At 71.9% G+C, this 21886-nt stretch carries 22 protein-coding genes; 14 read left to right on the top strand and 8 right to left on the bottom strand.

From position 1 onward, the window contains the following. Positions 1-313: 313 nt before the first annotated feature. Entirely contained in the window at positions 314-859 is a 546-nt protein-coding gene (locus ALMP_RS31230) for a transposase (RefSeq protein WP_264934509.1), read from the bottom strand. 366 nt (positions 860-1225) lie between these two features. On the opposite strand from ALMP_RS31230, the gene ALMP_RS31225 reads away from it, so the two are divergent. Continuing rightward, positions 1226-1690 carry a MarR family transcriptional regulator gene (locus ALMP_RS31225; RefSeq protein ID WP_264934508.1) on the top strand — a complete coding sequence of 155 codons (465 nt, stop codon included), beginning with the start codon at positions 1226-1228 and terminating at the stop codon, positions 1688-1690. A 336-nt stretch (positions 1691-2026) separates the two neighbouring features. Here the strand turns inward: ALMP_RS31225 and ALMP_RS31215 are convergent, their stop codons facing one another. Continuing rightward, positions 2027-2992, bottom strand: a complete 966-nt coding sequence (locus ALMP_RS31215) for a hypothetical protein (protein WP_264934507.1) — start codon at positions 2990-2992, stop codon at positions 2027-2029. Positions 2993-3225: 233 nt separating this feature from the next. Between ALMP_RS31215 and ALMP_RS31210 the strand changes: the two genes are divergently transcribed. Next, positions 3226-4854, top strand: coding sequence for an MFS transporter (locus ALMP_RS31210; RefSeq protein WP_264934505.1), 1629 nt, complete (start codon positions 3226-3228; stop codon positions 4852-4854). 17 nt (positions 4855-4871) lie between these two features. Then, entirely contained in the window at positions 4872-5405 is a 534-nt protein-coding gene (locus ALMP_RS31205) for a hypothetical protein (RefSeq protein WP_264934504.1), read from the top strand. A gap of 101 nt (positions 5406-5506) precedes the next feature. Here the strand turns inward: ALMP_RS31205 and ALMP_RS31200 are convergent, their stop codons facing one another. After that, positions 5507-6916, bottom strand: a complete 1410-nt coding sequence (locus ALMP_RS31200) for a DUF2252 domain-containing protein (RefSeq protein WP_264934503.1) — start codon at positions 6914-6916, stop codon at positions 5507-5509. Positions 6917-7285: 369 nt separating this feature from the next. Between ALMP_RS31200 and ALMP_RS31195 the strand changes: the two genes are divergently transcribed. The 6 genes from ALMP_RS31195 to ALMP_RS31170 all read left to right on the top strand — a co-directional run bounded on the left by ALMP_RS31195 (position 7286) and on the right by ALMP_RS31170 (position 13759). Further along, positions 7286-7879: an HdeD family acid-resistance protein gene (locus ALMP_RS31195; protein ID WP_264934501.1), complete on the top strand. Its 594-nt coding sequence runs from the start codon at positions 7286-7288 to the stop codon at positions 7877-7879. 95 nt (positions 7880-7974) lie between these two features. Further along, entirely contained in the window at positions 7975-9333 is a 1359-nt protein-coding gene (locus ALMP_RS31190) for a hypothetical protein (RefSeq protein WP_264934499.1), read from the top strand. A 148-nt stretch (positions 9334-9481) separates the two neighbouring features. Continuing rightward, complete coding sequence (locus tag ALMP_RS31185) at positions 9482-9946, top strand: SHOCT domain-containing protein (protein WP_264934497.1); 465 nt, start codon at positions 9482-9484, stop codon at positions 9944-9946. Positions 9947-9976: 30 nt separating this feature from the next. Then, the gene (locus tag ALMP_RS31180; RefSeq protein ID WP_264934496.1) at positions 9977-10456 is read left to right on the top strand and encodes a hypothetical protein; all 480 of its coding nucleotides are present in this window, start codon (positions 9977-9979) and stop codon (positions 10454-10456) included. Between the two features lie 35 nt (positions 10457-10491). Then, positions 10492-11808: a diacylglycerol kinase family protein gene (locus ALMP_RS31175; RefSeq protein WP_264934494.1), complete on the top strand. Its 1317-nt coding sequence runs from the start codon at positions 10492-10494 to the stop codon at positions 11806-11808. 226 nt (positions 11809-12034) lie between these two features. Next, a complete protein-coding gene (locus ALMP_RS31170; protein ID WP_264934491.1) occupies positions 12035-13759 on the top strand; it encodes a serine/threonine-protein kinase in 1725 nt (574 codons plus the stop codon). Positions 13760-13781: 22 nt separating this feature from the next. On the opposite strand, the gene ALMP_RS31165 is transcribed toward ALMP_RS31170, so the two are convergent. Then, the gene (locus tag ALMP_RS31165; protein ID WP_264934489.1) at positions 13782-14159 is read right to left on the bottom strand and encodes a DUF6069 family protein; all 378 of its coding nucleotides are present in this window, start codon (positions 14157-14159) and stop codon (positions 13782-13784) included. A gap of 75 nt (positions 14160-14234) precedes the next feature. Beyond that, the gene (lgt, locus tag ALMP_RS31160) at positions 14235-15101 is read right to left on the bottom strand and encodes a prolipoprotein diacylglyceryl transferase (protein ID WP_264934487.1); all 867 of its coding nucleotides are present in this window, start codon (positions 15099-15101) and stop codon (positions 14235-14237) included. Between the two features lie 179 nt (positions 15102-15280). On the opposite strand from lgt, the gene ALMP_RS31155 reads away from it, so the two are divergent. Together ALMP_RS31155 and ALMP_RS31150 are read left to right on the top strand one after the other, a co-directional pair. Then, the gene (locus ALMP_RS31155; RefSeq protein ID WP_264934486.1) at positions 15281-16504 is read left to right on the top strand and encodes a sensor histidine kinase; all 1224 of its coding nucleotides are present in this window, start codon (positions 15281-15283) and stop codon (positions 16502-16504) included. Next, complete coding sequence (locus ALMP_RS31150) at positions 16501-17148, top strand: response regulator transcription factor (protein ID WP_264934484.1); 648 nt, start codon at positions 16501-16503, stop codon at positions 17146-17148. The genes ALMP_RS31155 and ALMP_RS31150 overlap by 4 nt, the downstream gene beginning before the upstream one ends. Positions 17149-17286: 138 nt before the next feature. Here ALMP_RS31150 and ALMP_RS31145 read toward each other — a convergent pair whose 3' ends face one another. Then, on the bottom strand, positions 17287-18204 hold the full coding sequence (locus ALMP_RS31145) for an EamA family transporter (protein ID WP_264934482.1): 918 nt from the start codon (positions 18202-18204) through the stop codon (positions 17287-17289). A gap of 78 nt (positions 18205-18282) precedes the next feature. On the opposite strand from ALMP_RS31145, the gene ALMP_RS31140 reads away from it, so the two are divergent. From ALMP_RS31140 to ALMP_RS31130, 3 genes are all read left to right on the top strand, one after another. Continuing rightward, positions 18283-19200, top strand: a complete 918-nt coding sequence (locus tag ALMP_RS31140) for a LysR family transcriptional regulator (protein ID WP_264934609.1) — start codon at positions 18283-18285, stop codon at positions 19198-19200. 4 nt (positions 19201-19204) lie between these two features. Beyond that, a complete protein-coding gene (locus tag ALMP_RS31135; RefSeq protein ID WP_264934480.1) occupies positions 19205-19585 on the top strand; it encodes a helix-turn-helix transcriptional regulator in 381 nt (126 codons plus the stop codon). An 83-nt stretch (positions 19586-19668) separates the two neighbouring features. Then, positions 19669-20142 (top strand): GNAT family N-acetyltransferase, encoded by a 474-nt coding sequence (locus ALMP_RS31130; RefSeq protein ID WP_264934478.1) that lies wholly within the window; start codon positions 19669-19671, stop codon positions 20140-20142. A 110-nt stretch (positions 20143-20252) separates the two neighbouring features. Here the strand turns inward: ALMP_RS31130 and ALMP_RS31125 are convergent, their stop codons facing one another. Further along, a complete protein-coding gene (locus ALMP_RS31125; RefSeq protein WP_264934476.1) occupies positions 20253-20975 on the bottom strand; it encodes a sigma-70 family RNA polymerase sigma factor in 723 nt (240 codons plus the stop codon). 179 nt (positions 20976-21154) lie between these two features. Further along, a complete protein-coding gene (locus ALMP_RS31120) occupies positions 21155-21862 on the bottom strand; it encodes a hypothetical protein (protein WP_264934474.1) in 708 nt (235 codons plus the stop codon). Positions 21863-21886 lie beyond the last annotated feature (24 nt).

The following is a 21886-nucleotide window of genomic DNA, read 5'->3' as shown; positions in this document are numbered from 1 at the left end:
CTTGCTTCCGCGCCCTTACAGTCAGCTTGGGTTGCTCAGAGGACGTCGGGGGAAAGCGTCACCAACCGGCCAGTGCTTGGGCAGACCGAGGGCGGTGTGGGTGGGGCAAGCTGCTGTCCGGTGTTCGACTTGGGCCTCGACCAGCCCTGCGGTTGCCCAGGCAGGAAGGACGGGGGCTGGAATCGAGCTGGGGTCGGGACTTTGCCAGAGAACGGGGGTGTTCTTCGTCCAGGTCCAGGGTGCTGGGTTGTCGACGATGAGCACGCCGCTGACCCGGCTGTGCGCGTGGTCGTAGGTGGCAGTCCAGTAGCCGTCAGGCATTCGGCCGAAGGCCGGTGTGCTGCCGTGGGCGTATTCGATAGCGGGCATCCGCGAGGATCTCCAGTGCGGGGCCGCCGTCCAGGAGCCTGACCAGCCCTAACTGGCGGGCGTGGGTGATGTCTGCGCAGCTGCCGTGCTGGGCCGGGCTGCAGAAGAGGATGCGGCCGTCGCCGTCCGTGACGACCATGGTCTTGACCGCGTTCTGCTTGCTCTTGCCGGAGATGAACTTGTCCCGGTCCTTGCGGCCGGCGGCCGGGCGCCTGACGCGGATCTCGGTTCCGTCGATGATGCCGGTCTTCCCGCTGGTTCCGAGGTGGTCGATGACCTCGGCCAGTGTCCGCAGCCGCACACCGGGACTGATGGTGCACCCTCGCTCGGCGAGCAGGGGCCGCACCTCGCCGACGGCACGGGTGATCGTGGAGCGGTCCACACCGAACCAGCAGGCCAGCACGTCATGAGTGACGGCATGGCGCAGATGCACGAGCGTCGCCAGGAGCCGGTCGACGAACACCAGCCGGTGCTTCGCACCCGCTCCCACAGCCCGCTGCCGCGGCCTGGACGCGAGCTTGGCCTGGTGTCGTTCGTGCCACAACGGTCCTACCTCAGCGACGAGTTCAGCGATCACGCCAGCCGACAGGCCGGTGATCCTCCGATCGCTAATGATCACTGCACGAGACGTGTTCCCCACCACACGACCATGATCGACGATCGAGAACTCGACGCCTCACCGCCTACCGTGCACGAGCTCGTAAGGGCTGTCCCGTTTGTGCTCTCTGAGGTGGGCCGCGCCCCTCGGGGTTCGGCCTCGCGTGACGCTGCGAACGGGTCCTGAAACGCCTTGACCTCAACTGAACCTGAGGGTCTACGGTGATCGCGTTCTGTCGATCACGAGAAGGAGGGGCACGTGAGCGTGACGCTCAGGGAGTACTCGCAGGAGGAGTTGGCTGCTCAGCCCATCGGTTCATGGACTGGCGAGGCATACCGGCAGGTGGTCTGTGCCCTCCGTGCGCAGTTAGCGGTGGAGGATCTCACGCAGCCGCATTGGTGGACACTCAACCACGTTGCCGGGGAGCCGGGTAAGTGGACCCGCGCCATGTTGATCGAGCGGCTGGCGAAGTACGAGGACCTCGGGATCGACTTCAATAGTGTCTTCGATGACCTTGTCGCACGCGGTTGGCTGACCGAAGACGCAGGGCTCATGACTTTGACCGAGGCAGGAGAGGACGGGCGGCTGCGGGCCAGGGAGCGCAACTTGCGCGTACATAAGCAGATGCACGAAGGCATTGATACGGCCGACTTCGTGACCACAGTCAACGTCCTGCGACGTATAGTCGCCAACCTGGGCGGCGACGGCAACCTGCCCGACTGACGGGTGTCTTAGGCAGCCGTACATGGGTGAGAACATCTCGGTGTGGCTGGTGTCATCACGGCGTCGGAGTCGTCCTGGATAGCCCCGTTCACCGGGTTTAAGCACATTTCCTTGCCAAACCCCAGGTCAGCGCCCTCCCGTCACCATTCGCTGCACGAGTGGCAGGACTTCAGCCATCGGCTGCACGAGGCGGGGCATCAGCCTTACTGCTTGGTGTGGCCGTGAGCTGAGGTTTCGCGGGGTTCGGGCGGGGCTTTCGGGCCCCGCCCTTGTCATGTGTTGACAGGTCCCGTCAGGCGGCCCATGACGTGACCCCGACGGACAGGGCACCACCGGTCAATGCCGCCGGCGGCGGTGCCAGTACCAGAGTGCGCCGACCCCGGCGGAGGCCGTGGCCAGGGTGATGCCGAGGACCGGCCAGCGGCTCTCGGCGATGCGCAGGCCGGTCAGGAAGGTCACGGCGGTCAGGACGAGCGGTACGAGGAGGGAGATGGACGCACGGAGTACGGCCGCCATCACTTCCGGTTCGAGGCGGGAGGTCCGGCGGCGCGGGGCGGGTGCGGTGTCGGCGAAGTAGTAGGCGAGGACACGGTCCGCCAGGCGGGCGTCGGCACGCCGGTAGACCACCGCCATGTACGGGAGCCAGACGAGGGGCGCGACCAGTCCGACCAGGAGGACCACGCCGAGGAGCAGCCACCGCCAAGCCTGGACGGTGACCCGGCGTACGCGCCGGCCCGCGTCCTGGCTCCCGTCGGCCGGCGCGAGGATGCCGAGAAGGTGGGCCATGCGCAGGGTGACGTTCCACAGGGCCGCCCATCGCTTCCAGCGGGCGGGTGCGCCGGCGGCGCGTCCGGTGCGGGCAAGCGCGTCCTGGGCCTGTCGGGTGTCCTCGTACACGCCCTGCAGGACGAGGAGTTCGCCGGCGCGGGCGCTCGCCGTGGGGTCGCGGCCGTCGAGAGCGGCCAGCTCCAGGACCGTACGTGCCTGGCGGAGCAGCGCAGCGCAGAACGCGAGGGGAATGAGCGCGAGGAACGGGCCGCCGACGATGGATCCCTCCGACACGACGGTCCGTCGGCCGCGGGCGACCACCCGGGCCCGGAGTTCCGTCTCGGTGGCGCCGGGGTGTCTCCGCCGAAGCGCGGCGATCGCTTCGGGCACGGCCGGCCCGATGTGGCGGACGGCGAAGTCGGCGAGGAGTTCGGGGAGGTGCCCGGGATCGGTGACGACCGACGCCAGCAGCGAGCGTTCAGGCGAGGGCTCCTTGCGGGAGCCCTCCGGTCTCGGGTTCGCCCGGTGCGGCACATGTCGTATCTACCACGAATCGCCTTGATCGCCCCCGGCTCACCGTCGAAGTCGGCGCCCGCCCTCCCCACGGCGCACACCACCGCGGCGCGGCCCTTCCCCCGTGGCGGGTGAGGCACGGGGCTCGCGCTGGGGGTGAGATGGGAGGAGTAGCGGCGAGGCGTGCGCCGTGGCCCGGCCCCGCCTGCTCCGGCGGGCGTACCCGAGCTGGACAACTCTGCGAGGTGGACAGCGTGAAGCACTGGCGGGCTCTGATCGTCCTCGGTACGGCGCAGTTCCTGATGGTCCTGGACACCTCCGTCATGAACGTGTCCATCAGTCAGCTGGTCGAGGACTTCGACACCGAGGTCACCGCCATCCAGGCCGTCATCACGCTGTACGCGCTCGTCATGGCAGCCTTCATGATCACCGGTGGCAGGTTCGGGGACATCCTGGGGCGGCGCCGCATGTTCCTGCTGGGGCTGGTCGTCTACGGCGTGGGGTCCGCCCTGACCGCTGTGGCACCCACGTTGTGGGTCCTCGCGCTGGGCTGGTCCGTCATCGAAGGGCTCGGTGCGGCCATGGTGCTGCCGGCCATGGCCGCCCTCGTCGCGGAGTCGTATCGCGGGAAGGACCGGGCCGTCGCGTACGCGGTCATCGGCGGGCTCGCCGGCGCCGGGATCGCGGTCGGCCCGCTGCTGGGCGGCTGGGTGACGACGTACCTGACCTGGCGGCTGGTCTTCGCAGGCGAGGTGGTGGTCGTCGCGGCCGTCCTGCTGTGCCGCAGGGTGATCGCGACGCCCGCCCCGAGCGGCCCGCGCCCCCGGCTGGACGGGGTCGGCGCGGTGCTCTCCGCGGCCGGACTGGGGCTGGGCGTGCTCGGCGTGCTGCAGAGCAGCACCTGGGGATGGGTGCAGCCCCGCAACCCCCCTTTCACCGTCCTGGGCTTCGCCCCGACGCTGTTCGTCGTCGGCGCCGGGGCGGCCGTCCTGGAGCTCTTCCGGCACTGGGAACGGCGGCGGGAGCACCAGGGCGCCGACCCCCTCGTACACCTGTCCCTGCTGGGCAGGCCCGTGCTGCGGTCCGGTCTGATGACGCTGCTGAGCCAGAACCTCATCCTGCTGGGGCTGTTCTTCACGATCCCGCTGTACTTGCAGGTGGTGCAGGGGTTCGACGCCTTCGAGACGGGCCTGCGTCTGCTCCCGGTGTCCGCCACCATGCTCGTGACCTCCCTGTCCGCGTCGTCGCTGGGGCGGGTCATGGGGCCGCGCCGGGTGGTCCGGCTGGCCCTGGTGACCTTGGTGGCGGCCATCGTGTGGCTGCTGGCCACCGTCGACCCGGTCATCGACGACGCGCAGTTCGCCGGAGCCATGGCCCTGCTGGGCGTGGGCGTGGGCCTGCTCGCCTCGCAACTGGGCAACGTCGTCCAGTCCGGCGTCGGCGAGGAGGAACGCAGTGAGGCCGGAGGGCTCCAGTTCACGGCCCAGAATCTGGGCTCCGCGCTGGGCACCGCGCTCATCGGGTCCATTCTGATCGGTGCGCTGGCCCACGCCTTCACCACGCAGGTGGACGACGATCCGCAGCTGTCCGAACAGACCCGCGAACAGGTCGGTGTCGCCCTCCAGGCCGGGATCACCTTCGTCCCCACCGATCAGGTGCGCTCGGCGGCCGAGCGTGCCGGGCTGCCGCCGGCCGAGGTCGACGCCGTCGCGGACTCCTACGCCTCCGCGCAGCTGGACGGTCTGAAAGCGGCGATCCTGGCCACCGGCGGCATCGCTCTCGCCGGTTTCCTGGTCACGCCGCACCTGCCGACCGCCCGGGAAGGCCGTCGCCGGCAGCCGGACGCCGAGGCTCCGACCGGGGCGACGGGATCGACGCGCTGAGTTCGGGAGAGTCACCGGTGACCAGACCCAGAGCCACGACCGGCCCGGCCGCGGCCCGCGCGGAGCGCCGAGCCGAGCGCCGGGCCCACGCGGACTACACGGGCGGCGTCTACGGATCCATGCTCGCGGCCTCCGTGGTGATCGGCGCGGGCTCCCTGGGCTCGTTCCCCCGCACCGAGCTGGTGCTGCTGCTGTTGCTGACCGGAGTGGTCTTCTGGGTCGCACACGTGCACGCCCAGCTGTTCGGGGCGCGCCTGGTGCAACAGGATCTGGACCGCCGGGTCGTGCTGCACGTGTGCCGTGCCGAGTGGCCGATCGTCAAGGCCGCCGTTCCGCCGGCCGCGGCGGTGGCCGTCAGCCCGCTCCTGGGACTGGACGTGCGAGGTGCTCTCTGGCTGGCTCTCTGCGTCGCCGTGGCCGGCCAGGTGGGCTGGTCCGTGGCCGCGGCCCGACGCGCCGGTGCTTCGCCGCGGCTCATGGCCGCCACCGCGTCGGTCAACCTGGTCCTCGGGCTGCTGATCATCTCCTTCAAGATCGTTCTGAAGCATTGATCCTCGGCGTCCGCTCGCCGGGCGGCGGTCACCTGTGCGGGTGAGGTCCGACGGGGCACGGAGGCGGACGATCGCGGGACCGGCCGGCGCGGCGGCGTCGCTCAGAGCCGCTCCGCCCTGATCCGGCCGGCGCGGCAGGCGTCCTCCAACGCCGCGAAGTCCCTTTCGTTCTGGTCGGCGTACGACTGGGCGAACTCCGTGAGCGCGCGGTCGAAGCGGTCGCCGGCGCCCAGATAGGCGGCGAGGGCGATGGCATCGCCCGAGCGGGCGTGGGCCCGCGCCAGGGAGGCCCCGCACAGCCGCCCGAAGAGGGCGAGCAGGCCCGGCCCCATGGTCTCCGGCTGTGCGATGCCCTTCCAGTCCCACAGCTGGCGCACGTAGAAGTCCCGGCCCTGCCCGTCGAGGCCCACGACGTGCGTCCAGCCCAGGAAGATGTCGCTGGTCGTCTGCATCAGGCGCTGTCCGGTCACCACCCGGCGCCCCTGGTTGTCGTAGCGGTCGCCACCCGTGTGGGCGGACAGCACGGACTCCTGGGCTTCCTTGGCCTGAAGCAGCAGCGGATCGTCGTCGTCCCTGCCGAGCAGGAGCAGGATCCAGCAGCGCGTACCGACGCTGCCGACGCCCACCACCTTCCGGGCCATGTCCACCAGACGGTAGTGGCGCAACAAGTGGCGGCGTTCGGACGGCAGGGTCCGCGCGTACCCGTCCACCAGGGTCCGAAGCTCCTTCTCGCGCCCCTCTTCGGAGGGGTCGTCGAGCAGGTGGTCGATCGGAGTGATCAGTGGCGGGTCGGGAGTGATGCGACGGCCCTGGGCCGTGACCCTGGTGAGCTTGGCGAAGGCCCGCAGATGGGTGCGCGTGCGGGCCCGCTCCGCCGCCCGGGCGGTACGGCGTGCCGCCTCCCCCTCCCTCGACGAGGTCAACAGCTCCCGCACCCGGTCGGCGTCGTCCTGGGCGTACCAGATGTCCAGCGTGCGCATGCCGGCGAACTCGTGCATCCGCTCCCGGTACGCCTTCACACAGGCGCGCACGGTGCTGTTCTGCTCCTTGAGCGAGAAGCCGTTCGCCCGGGCCGCCGTCACGAAACCGGCCGCCAGCCGTTTGACGTCCCACTCGAACGGTCCGGGCAGGGTCTCGTCGAAGTCGTTGATGTCGAAGACCAGGCGACGCTCCGGCGAGGCGAGCAGCCGGAAGTTCAAGGGGTGGGCGTCCCCGCAGAGCTGCACCTGGAGCCCGGTGTTGGGGAGGGGGGCCAGGTCGGCCGCCATGATCGCGGCAGCGCCGCGGTAGAAGCGGAACGGCGACTCCAGCATGCGGCCGTAGCGGATCGGCACCAACTCCGCCACCCGCTCGGCCGACTGCCGCTCCACCACCTCGATGGGATCGGGTCGCCGCTGTGCGGTCTCGTACCGGCCGTGCGACGAACGCGGCGCCCGCCGGCGCATGTTCCTGCCGTACGCCGCTCGCTCGTCCGCGGACAGGGACGCGGTGAAAGCACTCGGCACGGTCATGGTCCCGCCTCCTCGTCCGGCGTCCCGGCGTCGGCGCCGGAACGCGCATGTGCCGACGGCTCGCGGCGCTGGTGGTCAGGGTGAAGTACAAGGCGTCCGTCCTGGTCGGCGACTCGCTGAAGGAGCCCGGGGCGGAGCGGTCCGGCCGGTGGTCCGGCCCCGGAAGGCGGGTGGGCCGGGCACCGGGGGACTTCCAGCTCACCGCCACGGCGGAGCCGATGGCTCACCCGTGGTGGGTGAGCCGGTCGCCGAGCGGCAGGCGTGACCCTGGAGCGGTCAGGTGCTCGCGCACCGCCCCCTCACCCCGTCCCGTCGGCTTCCGGAGGCGACGGCTTCCGGAGGCGACGGCTGATCACGCGAGGAGGAGCCATGACGACGGGAGACTCCGCAGACGTGCTTGCGCGGCTCGGCCGTTCATGGACCTGGCTCCTGGGGTCGGCCGTCATGACGCTCGTGCCGGGCGTCCTGGTGCTGGTGTGGCCGGAGGCGACCCTGCACGTCCTGGCGGTCCTCATCGGGCTGTACCTGCTGGTGACCGGGGCGTTCCGGTTCGTGGCCGTCTTCGCGCGGGAGGGTCACGAGCGGCTACCGGGGCTGCTCCTGGCCGTGCTGCACGTCCTGGCCGGCGTGCTGTGCCTGAGGAACCCGTTGCAGACGATCGCCGCGCTCTCGCTGATCACCGGGGTCGTCTGGCTCGTGTCCGGCATCCTCACCCTCTACACGGCCGTCTCCGTCGAGGACCTGCCGCACCGCGGCGTCGTTGCGGTCGCCGCCGTACTCGGCGTCGTCGCGGGGATCGTGGTGCTCGCCCTTCCTGCCGAGTCGGCCCGTGCCCTGACCAGGCTGCTCGGCCTGTGGCTCGTCCTGCTCGGCCTGGCCGAGGCGGTGGTCGCCCTCGCTTGGCGGGCCGCTCCGCGAAAGACGCGCCCCCCGGAGTGGGACGCCCCCGCCGCGACGGACTGACACACCGCACGAGCGCTCCGTTCCGGCTGCCTCCCCGACCGTCATCCCGATCAGCGACCGTCGCCACCGGCGCGGCGCACGCGGAAAGGAGCCCCATGAACCCCGCCGCGCCCCCGGATCCACCGGACTCCGGCGCAGACGTCACCCGGCACCACGTCATGACCGCCGAGGAACGGGCGGAATACGAGCGACTGCGCCGTCACGCGGCGGTGCGCCACCGGCGGCTGCGCCAGGCCGGCTCCTCGGTCCTCCTCCTGCTGGCCCTGCTGCTCGCGCCCCTGGCCGTCGTCGCGGCCTGGGTCCAGGACACGGTCTCCGACACCGACCGGTACGTGGAGACCGTCGCGCCGCTGGCATCGGAGCCGGCCGTGCAGGAGGTCGTGATCAACCGGTTCACGGACCGCGTGGTGGCCAACGTGGACGTCGCGGCGGTGACGGACTCGCTCGTCAAGGCCCTCCAGGATGCCGGGGCCCCGCCCCGTGTCGTGGAGGGGGCCGAGTCCCTGGAGGGTCCGCTGCGCAACGCGGTCAGGACCGTCGTGGACCGCACCGTCACCCGCGTGATCACCAGCGACGCCTTCCAGCAGGTGTGGGAGGGCGCCAACCGGCGCTCGCACGCCGCGGTGGTGAACATGCTCACCGGAGAGCGCGAGGGTGCCGTGCGCGCCGAGGGGGACACCGTCCAATTGGACGTCGGCGAGGTCGTCGACGACGTGCGGGAGCGTCTCGTCGACGCTGGTTTCGACAAGGCCGCCGCCATCCCGGACACCGACCGGACGATCACCCTGTTCCAGACGGAGGAGCTGGGCCATGCGCAGGACGCGATGCGGCTGCTGGACATCCTCGGCACCTGGCTGCCCGTCCTGACCGTCGTACTCGCCGCGCTGGCCGTGTGGACCCATCCGGCACACCGGGTGATGCTGATGATCACCGCGGCGGGTGTCGGCCTGACGATGGTGGTGCTGCTCGTCGCGCTGGCCGTCGTCAGGCGGGTCTATCTGGACTCGGTCCCGCCTGACGCGCTGCCCACCGACGCCGCCGCCGCCATCTATGACACGTTCGTCCGTTTCCTGCGGGACAGCACGCGCACCCTTCTGGTCGTGGCGGTGATCACGGCACTGGTCGCCTACCTGTACGGTCCCGGACGTCCCGCCCGCGCCGTCCGCACGGCGGCGGACCGGGCAACGACGGCCGCCGGCCGAGGGCTGCGCCGCGCCGGACTGCGCACCGGATCCACCGGACGCCGGCTGGCAGACCACCGGGCCTGGACCACCGGTGGCGTCATCGCGGCGGGAGCGCTGGCACTGATCCTCTGGAACCACCCGTCAGTCGGAGCGGTGGCCCTCGTGCTCGGCATCGCCGTGGCCGTCCTGATCATCCTGGCGATCCTCGCGGCGGCAGCCGGACCGGCCGACCGGGCGACGGACCGGGCGACGGAAGGGGCGGCCCCATGAGACCCCCCATGAGCCATGGTGCGCGTCACCCCAGCTGCAGGCTGCCGCACGCTCACCCGCAGCGGGTGAGGCCGCCCGGCCCTTGCCGTGCCCACGCTGAGGACAACACGCGACGGCGGCCGTACGGGCGCCGGGACGGAGGAGAGACATGAGCGCGCGGACGTACCTGGCGTACGACTATCCCCTGCTGAGCGTCTTCTGGAGCATGCTCCTGTTCTTCCTGTGGATCATGTGGCTCGTCCTGCTCTTCCGCGTCGTCGTCGACATCTTCCGTGACGACGACCTGAGCGGCTGGGGGAAGGCCGGCTGGCTGGCGTTCACCGTCCTGCTGCCCTTCCTGGGCGTCTTCGTCTACGTGGTCGCCCGCGGCAAGAACATGGGCCGTCGGGAGGTCGCGCAGGCGCGCGCACAGCAGGAGGATTTGGACGCCTACATCCGGCAGACCGCGGCCGGCGGCCGGACCAGCAGCGTCGACGAACTCGCCAGGCTGTCCGAGATCCGCTCCCGCGGCGACATCACGGACGAGGAGTTCCGCAGGGCGAAGGAACTGGTCCTGACCGGCCACGGTCCGGCGGGGCGCTCGGAATCCACCTCCCGTACCTCTGGTCGCTGACCATCCGGATCACATGGAACGAGGCCCGAGATGACCGCACCACAGACCCGGCCGGCGCACACGGCCAAGCAGGAATGGGCGACCGGCCTGACAATCTTCGCGGCGGTGATGCTCTTCCTCGTCGGCCTGCTCGACATCTGCCGGGGCATCATGGCCATCGCCGAGGACGACATCTTCGTCACGACGCGCAACTACGTGTTCGAGTTCGACCTGACCAGCTGGGGCTGGATCCACCTCGCTCTGGGTGCGGTCGCCGTGATCGTCAGCTTCGGACTGCTCAAGACCGCGACCTGGGCACGCGTCGCCGGCGTGGCCATCGCCGGACTCGTCATCATCGCCAACTTCCTCTCCCTGCCGTACTACCCGGTGTGGTCGGTCGTGATGATCACCATCTCGGGCTTCATCATCTGGGCCCTGTGCGTGGTCCGGCGTGGCAGCCTTTTCGACCTGTCCGAGGAGCGCCCGGTGTACGAGGAGCGCCGCCCCTACGAGAAGCGGCCACCGACCTAGTGCGACGCGACGGGAACAGCAGGGGACCGGGAGGGATGAGCCCAGCCGTACCCATGGGCCCTGCGGGACGGGCCCGCCTCGCCGTGCTCGCCATACTGGGAAGCGTTCTGGTACCACTCGTCGCAGCCGGTCTGCGGAGCGTGCTGTGGGCGCTGGCGGGCATCGCCGGACTCGCGCTGGCCGCCGTCGGGGTGTGGTGGACCCTGGCGCACACCGGAGCGCTGCGTGCTCTCGGTGCGGTCCTGTCGGTGGTGGCGCCGGTCGCTGTCCTGGCCCTCTACGCCCTGTTCGGCATGCTGGGGCCGGCCTTGCTGTCCCTGGCTCTGTGGGTCCTGGCCGTCACGGCGGCGCGTACGGCCCTGAGCCCCGGGCCCACCACCTCCGAGCAGTCCGGGCAGGTCGCCGCGACGCCCCACAGCCCCTGGATCCTCATGAACCCGCGCTCCGGCGGCGGCAAGGTGGGCCGTTTCCACCTGGTCGACAAGGCCCGGGCGGCCGGTTGCCGGGTGGTCCTGCTCGAAGGCGGCCAGGATGTCGCCGAACTGGCCCGGCAGGCCGTCGCCGAAGGGGCCGATCTGCTGGCGGTGGCGGGCGGCGACGGCACCCAGGCGCTGGTGGCGCAGGTCGCGGCACGTCACGACCTGCCGTTCGTGGTGATTCCCGCCGGCACCCGCAACCACTTCGCCCTGGACCTCGGCCTCGACCGCGACGATCCGGCGGCGGCCCTGGACGCCCTGACCGACGGCGTCGAACTCCGCATCGACCTCGGGTACGCCGCGGACCGGGTCTTCGTCAACAACGCCTCGTTCGGAACGTACGCGTCCGTCGTCACCGATCCCGCGTACCGGGACGCCAAGGCCCGCACGACCCTGCGCACCCTCCCCGGCCTCCTCACGGGCGAGGACGCGCCCGGACTGCGGTCGCGGGCCGACACGACGTACGTCGACGGACTTCAGGCCCTCCTCGTCAGCAACAATCCCTACGGACGTGCCGTCGACGCGGCGCGGCCGGGGCGCAGGGAACGGCTGGACTCGGGCCTGCTCGGCGTGGTGTGCGTGCGGGTCGGCAACACCGCTCAGGCGGCCCGACTGGTGCGCGGCCCGCGCTCCGGGGGACTTGTCCGGCTGAGCGCCAGGGAAGTCGTCGTCGAAGCCGACACGGACACCCTCCCGGTCGGCATCGACGGAGAGCACGTAGTTCTGCCCTCACCCGTCGTGTGCCGCAGCGCGCCCGGGGCGCTGCGGGTGCGTGTGCCCCGCCGTCGCCCCCACGCACCGCGTGTCAGCGGCGGAGCGGCCGACTGGCCGCGCGTCGCACGGTTGGCACTGGGGCGCCTGCCTGGTCCCGGGTGAGTGGCTCAGGCGATTGGGACGGCCCGACCCGAAGCCACCGGCGGGCGAGGCCGCCCGCGTGGGTTGTCACACTTCGGGGCGACGCGTCGGTAACGGTGCCCTCCGTGGGGGAGAGTTGACACAATCGTCGTCTGGACTGGTGGGAGCGACGTGTCCCGCCTGCCGGGTGAGGGCGGACGGTTGCCCACGCCGGGGCAGGGAGGCGGCCGCAGTGACGGGGGTTGGCATGGACGAACTCAGGACCGGCGATCCGCAGACCGTCGGGGAGTACCGGCTGCTGGGCCGTCTGGGGTCCGGCGGTATGGGCCGGGTCTACCTGGGGCGTTCGGCGCAGGGCCGCACCGTGGCGGTCAAGCTGGTGCACGGCGAGCTCGCGGTGGACCCGGAGTTCCGGCAGAGGTTCCGGCGGGAGGTCGAGGCCGCCCGCAGAGTGGTCGGCGAGTGGACGGCCGCGGTGGTGGCGGCGGACACGGAAGCCCCCGTGCCCTGGGTGGCGACGGCCTACGTTCCCGCGCTGACGCTGCACGAGGCGGTGGAGCGGCACGGGTTCCTGCCGGAGGAGTCGGTGTGGGCGCTCGCCTTCGGACTGACGCGAGCCCTGCAGACCATTCACGGCTGCGGACTGGTGCACCGGGACCTGAAACCGTCCAACGTGCTGCTCGGGCTGGACGGGCCACGGGTGATCGACTTCGGGATCGCGCGCGCGGCCGACGGTGAGGGGCTCACCCGTACGGGCATGGTGGTGGGCACCCCCGGATTCCTCTCCCCCGAGCAGGTGAACGGCGTGCCCGTCACCGGGGCGAGTGATGTCTTCTGCCTGGGGGCCGTGCTCACGTTCGCCGCGACCGGACGATCCCCGTTCGCCGGCGCCGGCCAGGGAGCCGCGGCGGGCATGGTGGCCGTCCTGAGTGAGCCGCCCGTCCTCGACGGCCTCACCGGCCCGCTCCGCGACCTGGTGGAGAGCTGCCTCGCCAAGGACCCGGCGCCGCGCCCCACTCCCGCGCGTATCGCCGAGGCGGCCGAGGCCGCCGGGTACGACCGCTCCCGGCCCTGGCTTCCGCCGGAACTGCTGGACCACCTCGGGCGGCACGCCGCACGGCTGTTGCAGTTGGAGACCCCGCCTCCCACCACCGTGGACAGGGCCGCCGCCGGGCAGCCGGAGGCGTACTGGGCCACCCGGACCGCCACTCCCCGCCCCGGTCACCCGGTACCCGGCCCGCCGCGGCCCCTCCCGTCTCCTCCCGCCGGCACGCCGCAGCCCCACGCCTTTCCCGCGGCCGGAACACCGCAGCCCGGCCCCGTTCACCCGGCGGCCGGAACGCCGGTGGCCGAGATGCCGATCGCCGGAACGCCGGTTGCCGGAACGCCGCACCACCCGCACCCCGCCCCTGCGTGGACCAACGCGGTCACCACGCCCGGCGGCCCTGCGGGCGGGCAGGGCGGGCTGGGCAGGCAGGGCGGGGCGGGCGGGGCGGGCAAGACCGTCCGGAACGCGGTCGTGCTGGTGGCGGCTGTCGTCCTCGGGGGCGTGCTGGCCGCCCATCTGTTGAACGACAAATCCTCCTCCTCATCGGGAGACAAGGGGTCACCGACGGCCTCGGCCATCGCCGACGGCTCCGGATCCACGACGTCCTCGTTCCGCTACGAGGGCACCTGGCGGGGCACGGTGACGCAGGGCGAGAGCAACACCTATCCCGTCAAGGCGGTCTACAAGGGCGGCAAGGTCGGAGAAGCCGTGGCCACGGTCGACTACCCGACGCTGGACTGCGGCGGCACCTGGGTGCTCGTGTCGCAGACCGACGAGCGCACCGAGGTGGAGGAGCGGATCACCAAGGGCACGCTGAACTGTGCCGACGAAGTGGCCATCACCCTCACCCCGTCGACGGACGGCACCCTCACCTACTCGTTCGACTCCATCGAGCGCGGCGAGGCGACGCTGCGACGGGACTGACATGGTGTGACTCGTCGCCTGGTCAGCGCGCCGAGCTCAGTGGCATGACCCTGCGGTACGTCGGCACTGCGATCGCCGCGACCGCGACGTGCATCACGAGCAGCGCCACCACACCGGTCACCTCACCCTCGCCGAACAGGAAGAAGTCCGGAACGCAGGACAACACGACGACGGAGGGGACGAGCCGGCGGAGCAGCCGTTCGGGATCGGGGGAAAACCTGCGGACGAGGGCCCATCCGGCGGATCCCGCCAGCACTCCCAGCGCGGTCAGAAAGACGTACGACGAGGGCTCCAACGGGCCGAAGTCCTCCGGTGCACCCAGTGCGTGCGCCAGCACAGCGATCAACGCGTTCGCACAAGAGGACAGCAGGAAGGCGACGAACACGCCTCCCGCCACCACGAGCGGACTCCGACGTGAAGGGAGCGTCTCAGAGACAGGGGACATGGCAACTCCGGCTTGTGAGAGGGAACATGGTCAGTTCTTGGGGCTACTGGTGGCATCCACTTGCTGAAGGAGACGGCCGACGTCGACGCCGTCACGCCTGTCGGCCGCGCGCCGTGTCGCAGCCACGAGGTAGGCGACGGCAGCCGCGAAGACCAGCAGCGCGGTCCAGTCGTTCAGGCGCAGGCCCAGGATGTGGTGGGCCTCGTCCACCCGCAGGTACTCGATCCAGAAGCGGCCGACGGTGTACGCGGCGGCGTACAGCGCGAACGCCCGGCCCCGGTCGAGACGGAAACGGCGGTCCGCCCATACCACCAGCGCGACCACGCCAAGACACCACAACGACTCGTACAGGAACGCCGGGTGATACGTGGCCAGGTTCGGGGTGGCCTCGGGCCGGTGTGCGGGGTCGATCTCCAGGGCCCAGGGGAGAGTGGTGGCCCGCCCGTAGAGCTCCTGGTTGAACCAGTTGCCCCAGCGGCCGATGGCCTGGCCCAGCGCGATGCCGGGAGCGACGGCGTCGGCGAACGCGGACAGGGCAACGCCCTTGCGGCGGCAGCCGATCCAGGCTCCGGCGGCCCCACCGGCGATGGCTCCCCAGATACCGATGCCTCCGTCCCAGATGAAAAGGGCCTTGACCGGATCGCCGCCCTCGCCGAAGTACAGCTCGCCGGACGTGATCACGTGGTAGAGGCGGGCACCGACGACACCGAATGGAACCGCCCACAGGGCGATGTCCGCCACGACGGTCTTCTCTCCGCCGCGAGCGGCCCAGCGGCGGCCGCCCAGCCACACCGCGGCCGTGATTCCGAGGATCAGCATCAGTGAGTAGCCGCGCAGTGGGAGCGGGCCCAGGTGGACCTCGCCGATGGACGGGCTGGGAATGAAGGCCAGGAGCACTGGTGGTTCCTCACAAGGGGCGGTGGGGCAGCAGGCCGTCGGCTGCGGGGCCGATCGTCGCCGCCCGCGCCCCTCACGCACATCGACCGATCGACGCGCCCCGCATCCACCGATCGGTGGACCCGCCCCCACTGGCCGGCTGATTCTCCCGCTACGCGGCTGCGCCTACTCTGAGGGCCATGGCACTGCGACAGGCGTGGGAGTGGGAGCGGTGGAAGGCCATGGGTCAGCACGCCTTCTTCGCCACCGTGCTCGCCTTGTCCATGCCGGGTGCGCTGGCCGGGGCGGGTATGACGACCGGCGCGGCGCTGTCGCGGATCGGCCTGGCGGTGGGGCTCGCCCTTTGGTACGCGTACTGGATCGCGCTGCGCGGTGGCGCCGACCGCCCGCCGCTGCCCTACCTTGTCGGGGCCTTGGCCGGATGGGCGTTCATGGCCGTGGTGGACCCCGCGTTCCTCCCGGTCGCCGTGGCGGTGCTGAGCCCTTACTGGCTGAGGCGGGCCTGGTGGTCGGCCGGCGGGGTGCTGGTGCTGGGCGCCGGCTGGTCATGGCAGAGCCTCACCACGGACGGCTCCGTCGACGTACGGGCGCTCACGGGCTGCGTGCTCGCTACCGCGGTGGCGGTCACCATCACCTGCTACGTCGTCACCCTCGACCATGAGAGTCACAAGCGGCAGCGGCTCCTGGACGAGCTCACCGCCACCCAGGCGGAACGAGCGGCAGCGGAACGCCAGGCGGGTACCCTGGCCGAACGTCAGCGCCTGGCCCGCGAGGTCCACGACACGCTGACCCAGGGGTTCGCGTCCATCGCCATGCTGCTGGACGCCGCACGCGACGACCTGCCGCCCGACTCCCCTGCGGCCCGCCGCGTCGAGCAGGCCATGCGCACGGCCCGGGACAACCTCGCCGAGAGCCGCCGCCTCGTGCACGCCCTCCGCCCGGCGCCACTGGACCGCACGCACCTGGCGGACGCTGTCCGCGAACTCACCGCCCGGCTCGCGGAGGAGACCGGCACCGAGGCCTACACGGTCGTGACCGGCCGACCGGTCGCCCTGCCTCCCAGTACCGAGGGCGAGTTGCTGCGTGTCGTGCAGGAGGCACTGACCAACGCCCGGCGGCACGCCCGCGCGATCAGTGTCTCGGTCACGCTCTCGTACCTCGGCGATGTCCTGGCGATCGACATCCAGGACGACGGCACCGGTTTCGCGCCTGCTGCCCGGCATCCGGGCGTCGGCCTGACCACCATGCGGGAGCGCATCGCCGCCTTGCACGGCACGTTCACGGTGGAAAGCGCCCCGGGCGAGGGTACGACCGTCGCCGTCACGGTGCCGCTCCCGGCCGAGCCTCCGTCCTCCGAACCCTCAGCCGTGTCGGGCGCCGAGCGGATGGCCCCGGCGTCATGAGGACTTCGACCGGTCCCACGATCCGGGTCCTCCTCGCCGACGACCACCCCGTGGTCCGCGACGGGCTTGCCGCCATGCTGGCCACCCAGCCCGACCTCACGGTCGTCGGCGAAGCCGCCAACGGTGCCGAGGCACTGCACCGGACCGCCTCACTCGCACCCGACGTCGTGCTGATGGACCTGCAGATGCCCGTCATGGACGGCACCGCCGCGACCGCCGCCATCCGTGCCGCCCACCCCGAGGTGCGGGTACTCATCCTGACCACCTATGACACGGACGCCGACATCACTGCCGCCGTCGACGCCGGCGCGGTCGGCTACCTGCTCAAGGACACCGGACGACACGAGCTCTGTGAGGCCGTCCGTACCGCCGCCCGGGGAGGTGCGGCTCTGTCGCCCACGGTGGCCGCCAAGGTCCTCGCCCATATGCGCGGCGACCGGGTCGCCGACTTGTCCGGCCGGGAACTCGAAGTCCTGTCCGCCGTGGCCCGGGGGCAGAGCAACAAGCAGATCGCCCGCGCCCTGCGCCTGTCCGAGGCCACGGTCAAGACCCATCTGCTGCACATCTACACCAAGCTCGACGTCAGCGACCGGACCGCCGCTGTCACCGCCGCACTTGGCCGAGGAATCATCCGCGTGGACTGAAGGCCTTGCTGGAGTGTTGCTCGGCGGTACGGCGAGAGGCCGATCGGAACCGCGACGGCTCGGCCCCCCAGAGAATCCATGTCGGATCTGCCGCCCTCGGATCTGCGTTCATCGGATCTGTCTTCATCGGATCTGTCTTCATCGCACCTGCCTGCATCGAATGCGTCCTCCGTCCAGTTGCGCGGCCAGCAGCGCGGTCAGGGCGAGGACGAAGCCGAGGGTCTGCGGCGCGCTCAGCGACTCACCCAGCGCGATACCGATACCGGTCGCGACCAGCGGGGACAGCAGCACCAGCGGGGCCGACGCGCCGACCGGCAGCTGTGCGATCCCCCGGAACCACAGCGTGTACGCGATCAGCCCGCCCATGCTGCCGAGCCACAGGTAGCCGCCGACCGCCCCGGCGTCGATCGGCGGCGGCGCCCCCTCGATCGCGAAGGTCAGGGGCAGCACCAGCAGTCCGCCGACCGTCAGTTGCCAGCCCGCCAGGGTCAGTGGTCCGACCCCCGCCGGGCGGCCCCAGCGCTTGGTGAGGACGACCCCGCCGGCCATGGCGGCCGTATGGCCGAGGCCGGCGAGCACCCCGACGGCGTCCAGCCGGGCCGAGGGGCCGAGCACGACGAGTCCGACGCCGAGCACGCCGACCACGCCCCAGGCCAGTCGCCAGGGCGTCGGCCGGTCGTGGAGCACGGCGACGGCCAGGCCCGCGACCAGCAGCGGCTGGGCCGCGCCGAGGGTGGCGGCGACGCCGCCGGGGAGCCGTTCGGCCGCCACGAACAGCAGGGGGAGCCCGCCGATGTTGAGCGCGCCGAGGACGGCCGTCTTCCACCACCAGTCGCCGCGCGGCAGCACCCGGGTGATCGCCAGCGCGAGCAGCCCGGCGGGCAGGGCGCGCATCAGCCCGGCGAACAGCGGATGCCCCGGCGGGAGGAGTTCCGTGGTGACGACGTAGGTAGTGCCCCAGGACGCGGGGGCGAGCGCGGTCAGCGCGACGGTCGCCGCCCGCTGGGGGGAGGAGGTCAGCGGTCGGCCCGGGAGCCGCTCGGTCAAGGTAGGCATGTGATGAAGTCTCAGCACGACGGGCCATGAGTCCAACGCATGGTTGCGATACCAGCGATGAACGAGAACGATGACCGGGTGGATCTCCAGCAGATGCGGTACGTCGTCGCCGTGGCCGAAACCCGTAACTTCACGCGCGCGGCGGAGCGGTGTTCCGTCGTGCAGTCGTCGCTCAGTCACCGGATCGCGAGCCTGGAGCGGGAGCTGGGGGTCCAGCTGTTCGCCCGCTCCAGCCGCCGCGTCGAGCTGACCAGCGCCGGGACGGCGTTCGTGGCCGGCGCGCGCGAGTGCCTGGCCGCCGCCGAGCGCGCCGCCGCCGACGCCGCCGCCGCGACCGGCGTGGTACGGGGCCGGCTCGCCGTCGGCGTCATCGTGACCACGGCCGCCGTCGACGTACCGGAGGTGCTCCAGCGGTATCGCGCGCGGCACCCGGACGTCCGTGTCGTGCTGCGTTCGGGACGCAGTGACGAGCTGGCGGCGGCGATCCGCGACGGCGAGCTGGACATCGCCTTCCTGGGGCTGCCCGAGGGGGAACGGCCGTCCGGTGTGGAGACCGTCGTCCTCGATCACGACGCACACGCGCTGGTCGTGCCGGCCGGGCATCGGCTGGCGGGGGCCTCGCGGGTGACGCTGCCCGAGATCGCCGGGGAGACGTTCGTGGACTTCGTGGCCGGGACGCCCGCCCGCGCCCAGTCCGACCGGGCGTTCGCCGCCGCCGGGCTGGTCCGGGACGTCGCCTACGAGGCCGCCGTCGTCGAGCTGATCCTCCGGCTGATCGCGCGGGGGCTCTGCGTCGGGCTGTTGCCGTCGGCGTACATCCGGCCGCTGGCCGCCGACCATCCGGAACTGGCGCTGGTGCGGGTGGTCGACGGGCCTCGGCGCGTCGAGTATCTGGCGTGGAGCCGTTTCAACCCCAGCCCGGCCACGCGGGCGATGCTCGGGGTCCTCGGGGTCACCCCGCCCACGGCACCTCTGCTTCGACGTATGTCAACCTAGACGCATGTCGAACACGAAGGTGCTGCCGCTGCTCGACCCCGAGGTCTCCGACTCCGTGGCCGCGTGCTGCCCGCCGCTCACCGAGCGCCCGTTCACCGCCGAGGAGGCGGCGACGGCCGCGCGGATGTTCAAGGCGCTCGGCGACCCGGTCCGGCTGCGCCTGTTCAGCGCCGTCGCCTCGCACGCCGGCGGCGAGGCCTGCGTGTGCGACATCTCCGACGTCGGCGTCTCACAGCCGACCGTCTCCCACCATCTGAAGAAGCTCAAGGAGGCCGGGCTGCTCAGCTCCGAGCGGCGCGGCACCTGGGTGTACTACCGCGTCGAGCCGTCCGTGCTCGCCGCGATGGGCAGACTGCTGACCGTCGCACCGGCCGCCTCGGCCTGACCGCCACCGGCCCCGACCGGAGACACAGGGGGTTTCCGACCGTGCCCAGTCCGACCGACCCGACCGGCGTGACCGTCGTTCCCATGAGCGTCGCGCACGCCGAGGAGGTGCTGGCGATCTACCAGGCCGGCATCGACGAGGGCGACGCCACCTTCGAGACGACCGCGCCGACCTGGGAGGCGTTCGACGCCGGGAAGCTGCCCGAGCACCGCTTCACCGCCGTCGACGAGCGCGGCACGGTGCTGGGCTGGATCGCCACGAGCCGGGTCTCCGACCGCTGCGCCTACGCGGGCGTGGTGGAGCACTCGGTGTACGTCCATCCCGGCGCCCGGGGTCGCGGGGTGGCGTCCGCGCTGCTCAAAGCCCTGATCGACGCCACCGAAGCGGCCGGGGTCTGGACGATCCAGTCCGGTGTCTTCCCCGAGAACACGGCGAGCATCGCCCTGCACGAGCGGGCCGGGTTCCGCATCATCGGCACCCGGGAGCGGATCGGCCGCCACCACGGCCGCTGGCGCGACGTCGTCCTCCTCGAACGCCGCAGCCCGGTCGTCAACTGACCTTCGCGGCGTCCCGGCGCCCGGCTCGGAGACTGAGCGGTGCGCGTCCGGACGAGGGCGCCCGACCCGGCGCGCGTCCGGGCCGGCGCCCTCCCACGGGTCGGGTCGGCTCAGGCCGCCAGCGCGGTGGGCCGGCTCTCCGCGGTGGATCGGCCGTCTGTGGTGGATCGGCTGTCCGCCGTGGATCGGCTCTCCGCCGTCGATCGGCTGTCCGCAGGGGGCCGGTCCTCCGTGGTGGGCCGGTTCGCGTGGTCCAGGAGGGCCATCAGGGTCGCCCGGGCGCGGGCCACGCGGGAGCGGACCGTGCCGACCGGGCAGCGGCTGAGCTCGGCCGCCTCCGCGTAGGGCAGGCCGAGCAGCTGGGTGAGGACGAACGCCTCCCGCCGGTCGTCCGGCAGCGCGGCCAGCAGGTCCAGCAGGGCGATGCCGTCGTCGAAGCCCGGCAGGTCCCGCGGCTGGGACCGCTCGACGGCCACCTGCCAGTCGGAGACGTCCGAGAGCCGGGGCCGGGCGGCGGCGTACCGGTAGCTGTCGATGACGGCCCGGCGGGCGATGGACAGCAGCCACGCCCGCGCCGAGGAACGGCCCTCGAAGCAGTGCAGGCTGCCCAGCGCGCGCAGGAAGGTGTCCTGCGCCAGGTCGTCCACAGCCTGGGGATCGGCGCACAGATGGGCGACGTACCGCTGGACGTCGCGGTGCAGGGCGCGCACGAACCGCTCGACGGCGTCCGGGTCACCGCCACGGGCGGCCAGCGCCCAGGCGGTTATCGACTCGTCGAGCGACTCGGATCTGTCGCTCCGCGTGCGGGAGGCGGGCAGGGCGGAAGTGATCACCTGGTGTCCTTCTCGGATCCGTGATCCGGACCGGCGCGCGCGAGGGCGCGGACGGTCCGGTGAGTGGGGTGTCGGGCCCTACGGCGCGGCGGCCGGCGGCACGCTGCCGCTACGACGCACGCGCAGGCGTACGACCGAAGCCCGAGGCGCACCGGGGCGCCTCGGGTCACCAGCTGTCTTCAGACGACAGCCGTCCCCACGGGCGGACCCCGCAAGGTGATCGCGTGGACGAGGAGGAGCGGGCCCGGCGCCCGTTCCGAACGCGGACGGCGCACGCCGAGGCGCGGGCGGTCCGGGGCGGCGGGCAGGACGAGCGGCAGCCGCAGCGGTGCCGCGAGCCATCCGGCGACGGCCCGCAGGATGCGGAAGGCGGCCCGCTCCCCGTGGGCCAGCCACAGGCCGGTGAGGAGCGCGGCGAGCAGATGGGCGGCGAACATGCCGAACGACGACGATCCGCCGGCCCCGTCGACGGCGTGCGCCATCTGCCCCGCATGAGACATGTGCGACAGGTGCGACAGGTGCGACATATGACTCATGCCCATGGATCCCATTGATTCCATGGAAGCCATGGAGCCCATAGAGGCCATGGAGCCCATGGAGGCCATGGAGTTCATGCCGCTCATGGCCGTCGTCGCCGACTCCGCGAGGGAGAACGCCGAGTGCAGCGCCGTCTGCGCGGCGACCACGACGGTCACCACCAGCGGCAGCCCCCGCTCACGGCCCGTCAGACACCAGCCGACGGCACCGGTCGCGGCCGTCCCGGCGGCCAGCACCCACGCGGGCACGTGCGCACCGGACATCAGGACGTGGCCCAGGGCGGCGAGCAGCACACAGACGGCCGCGAACACCGCGGCCCGTACCGTGCGAGAACCCCACCCTGCCGTCATGGCGCCTCATCCTCGCATCCGGGC

This window comes from Streptomyces sp. A012304, from assembly GCF_026008495.1.
GTDB lineage: Bacteria > Actinomycetota > Actinomycetes > Streptomycetales > Streptomycetaceae > Streptomyces.
This window is presented reverse-complemented; position numbering and strand designations above follow the sequence as displayed.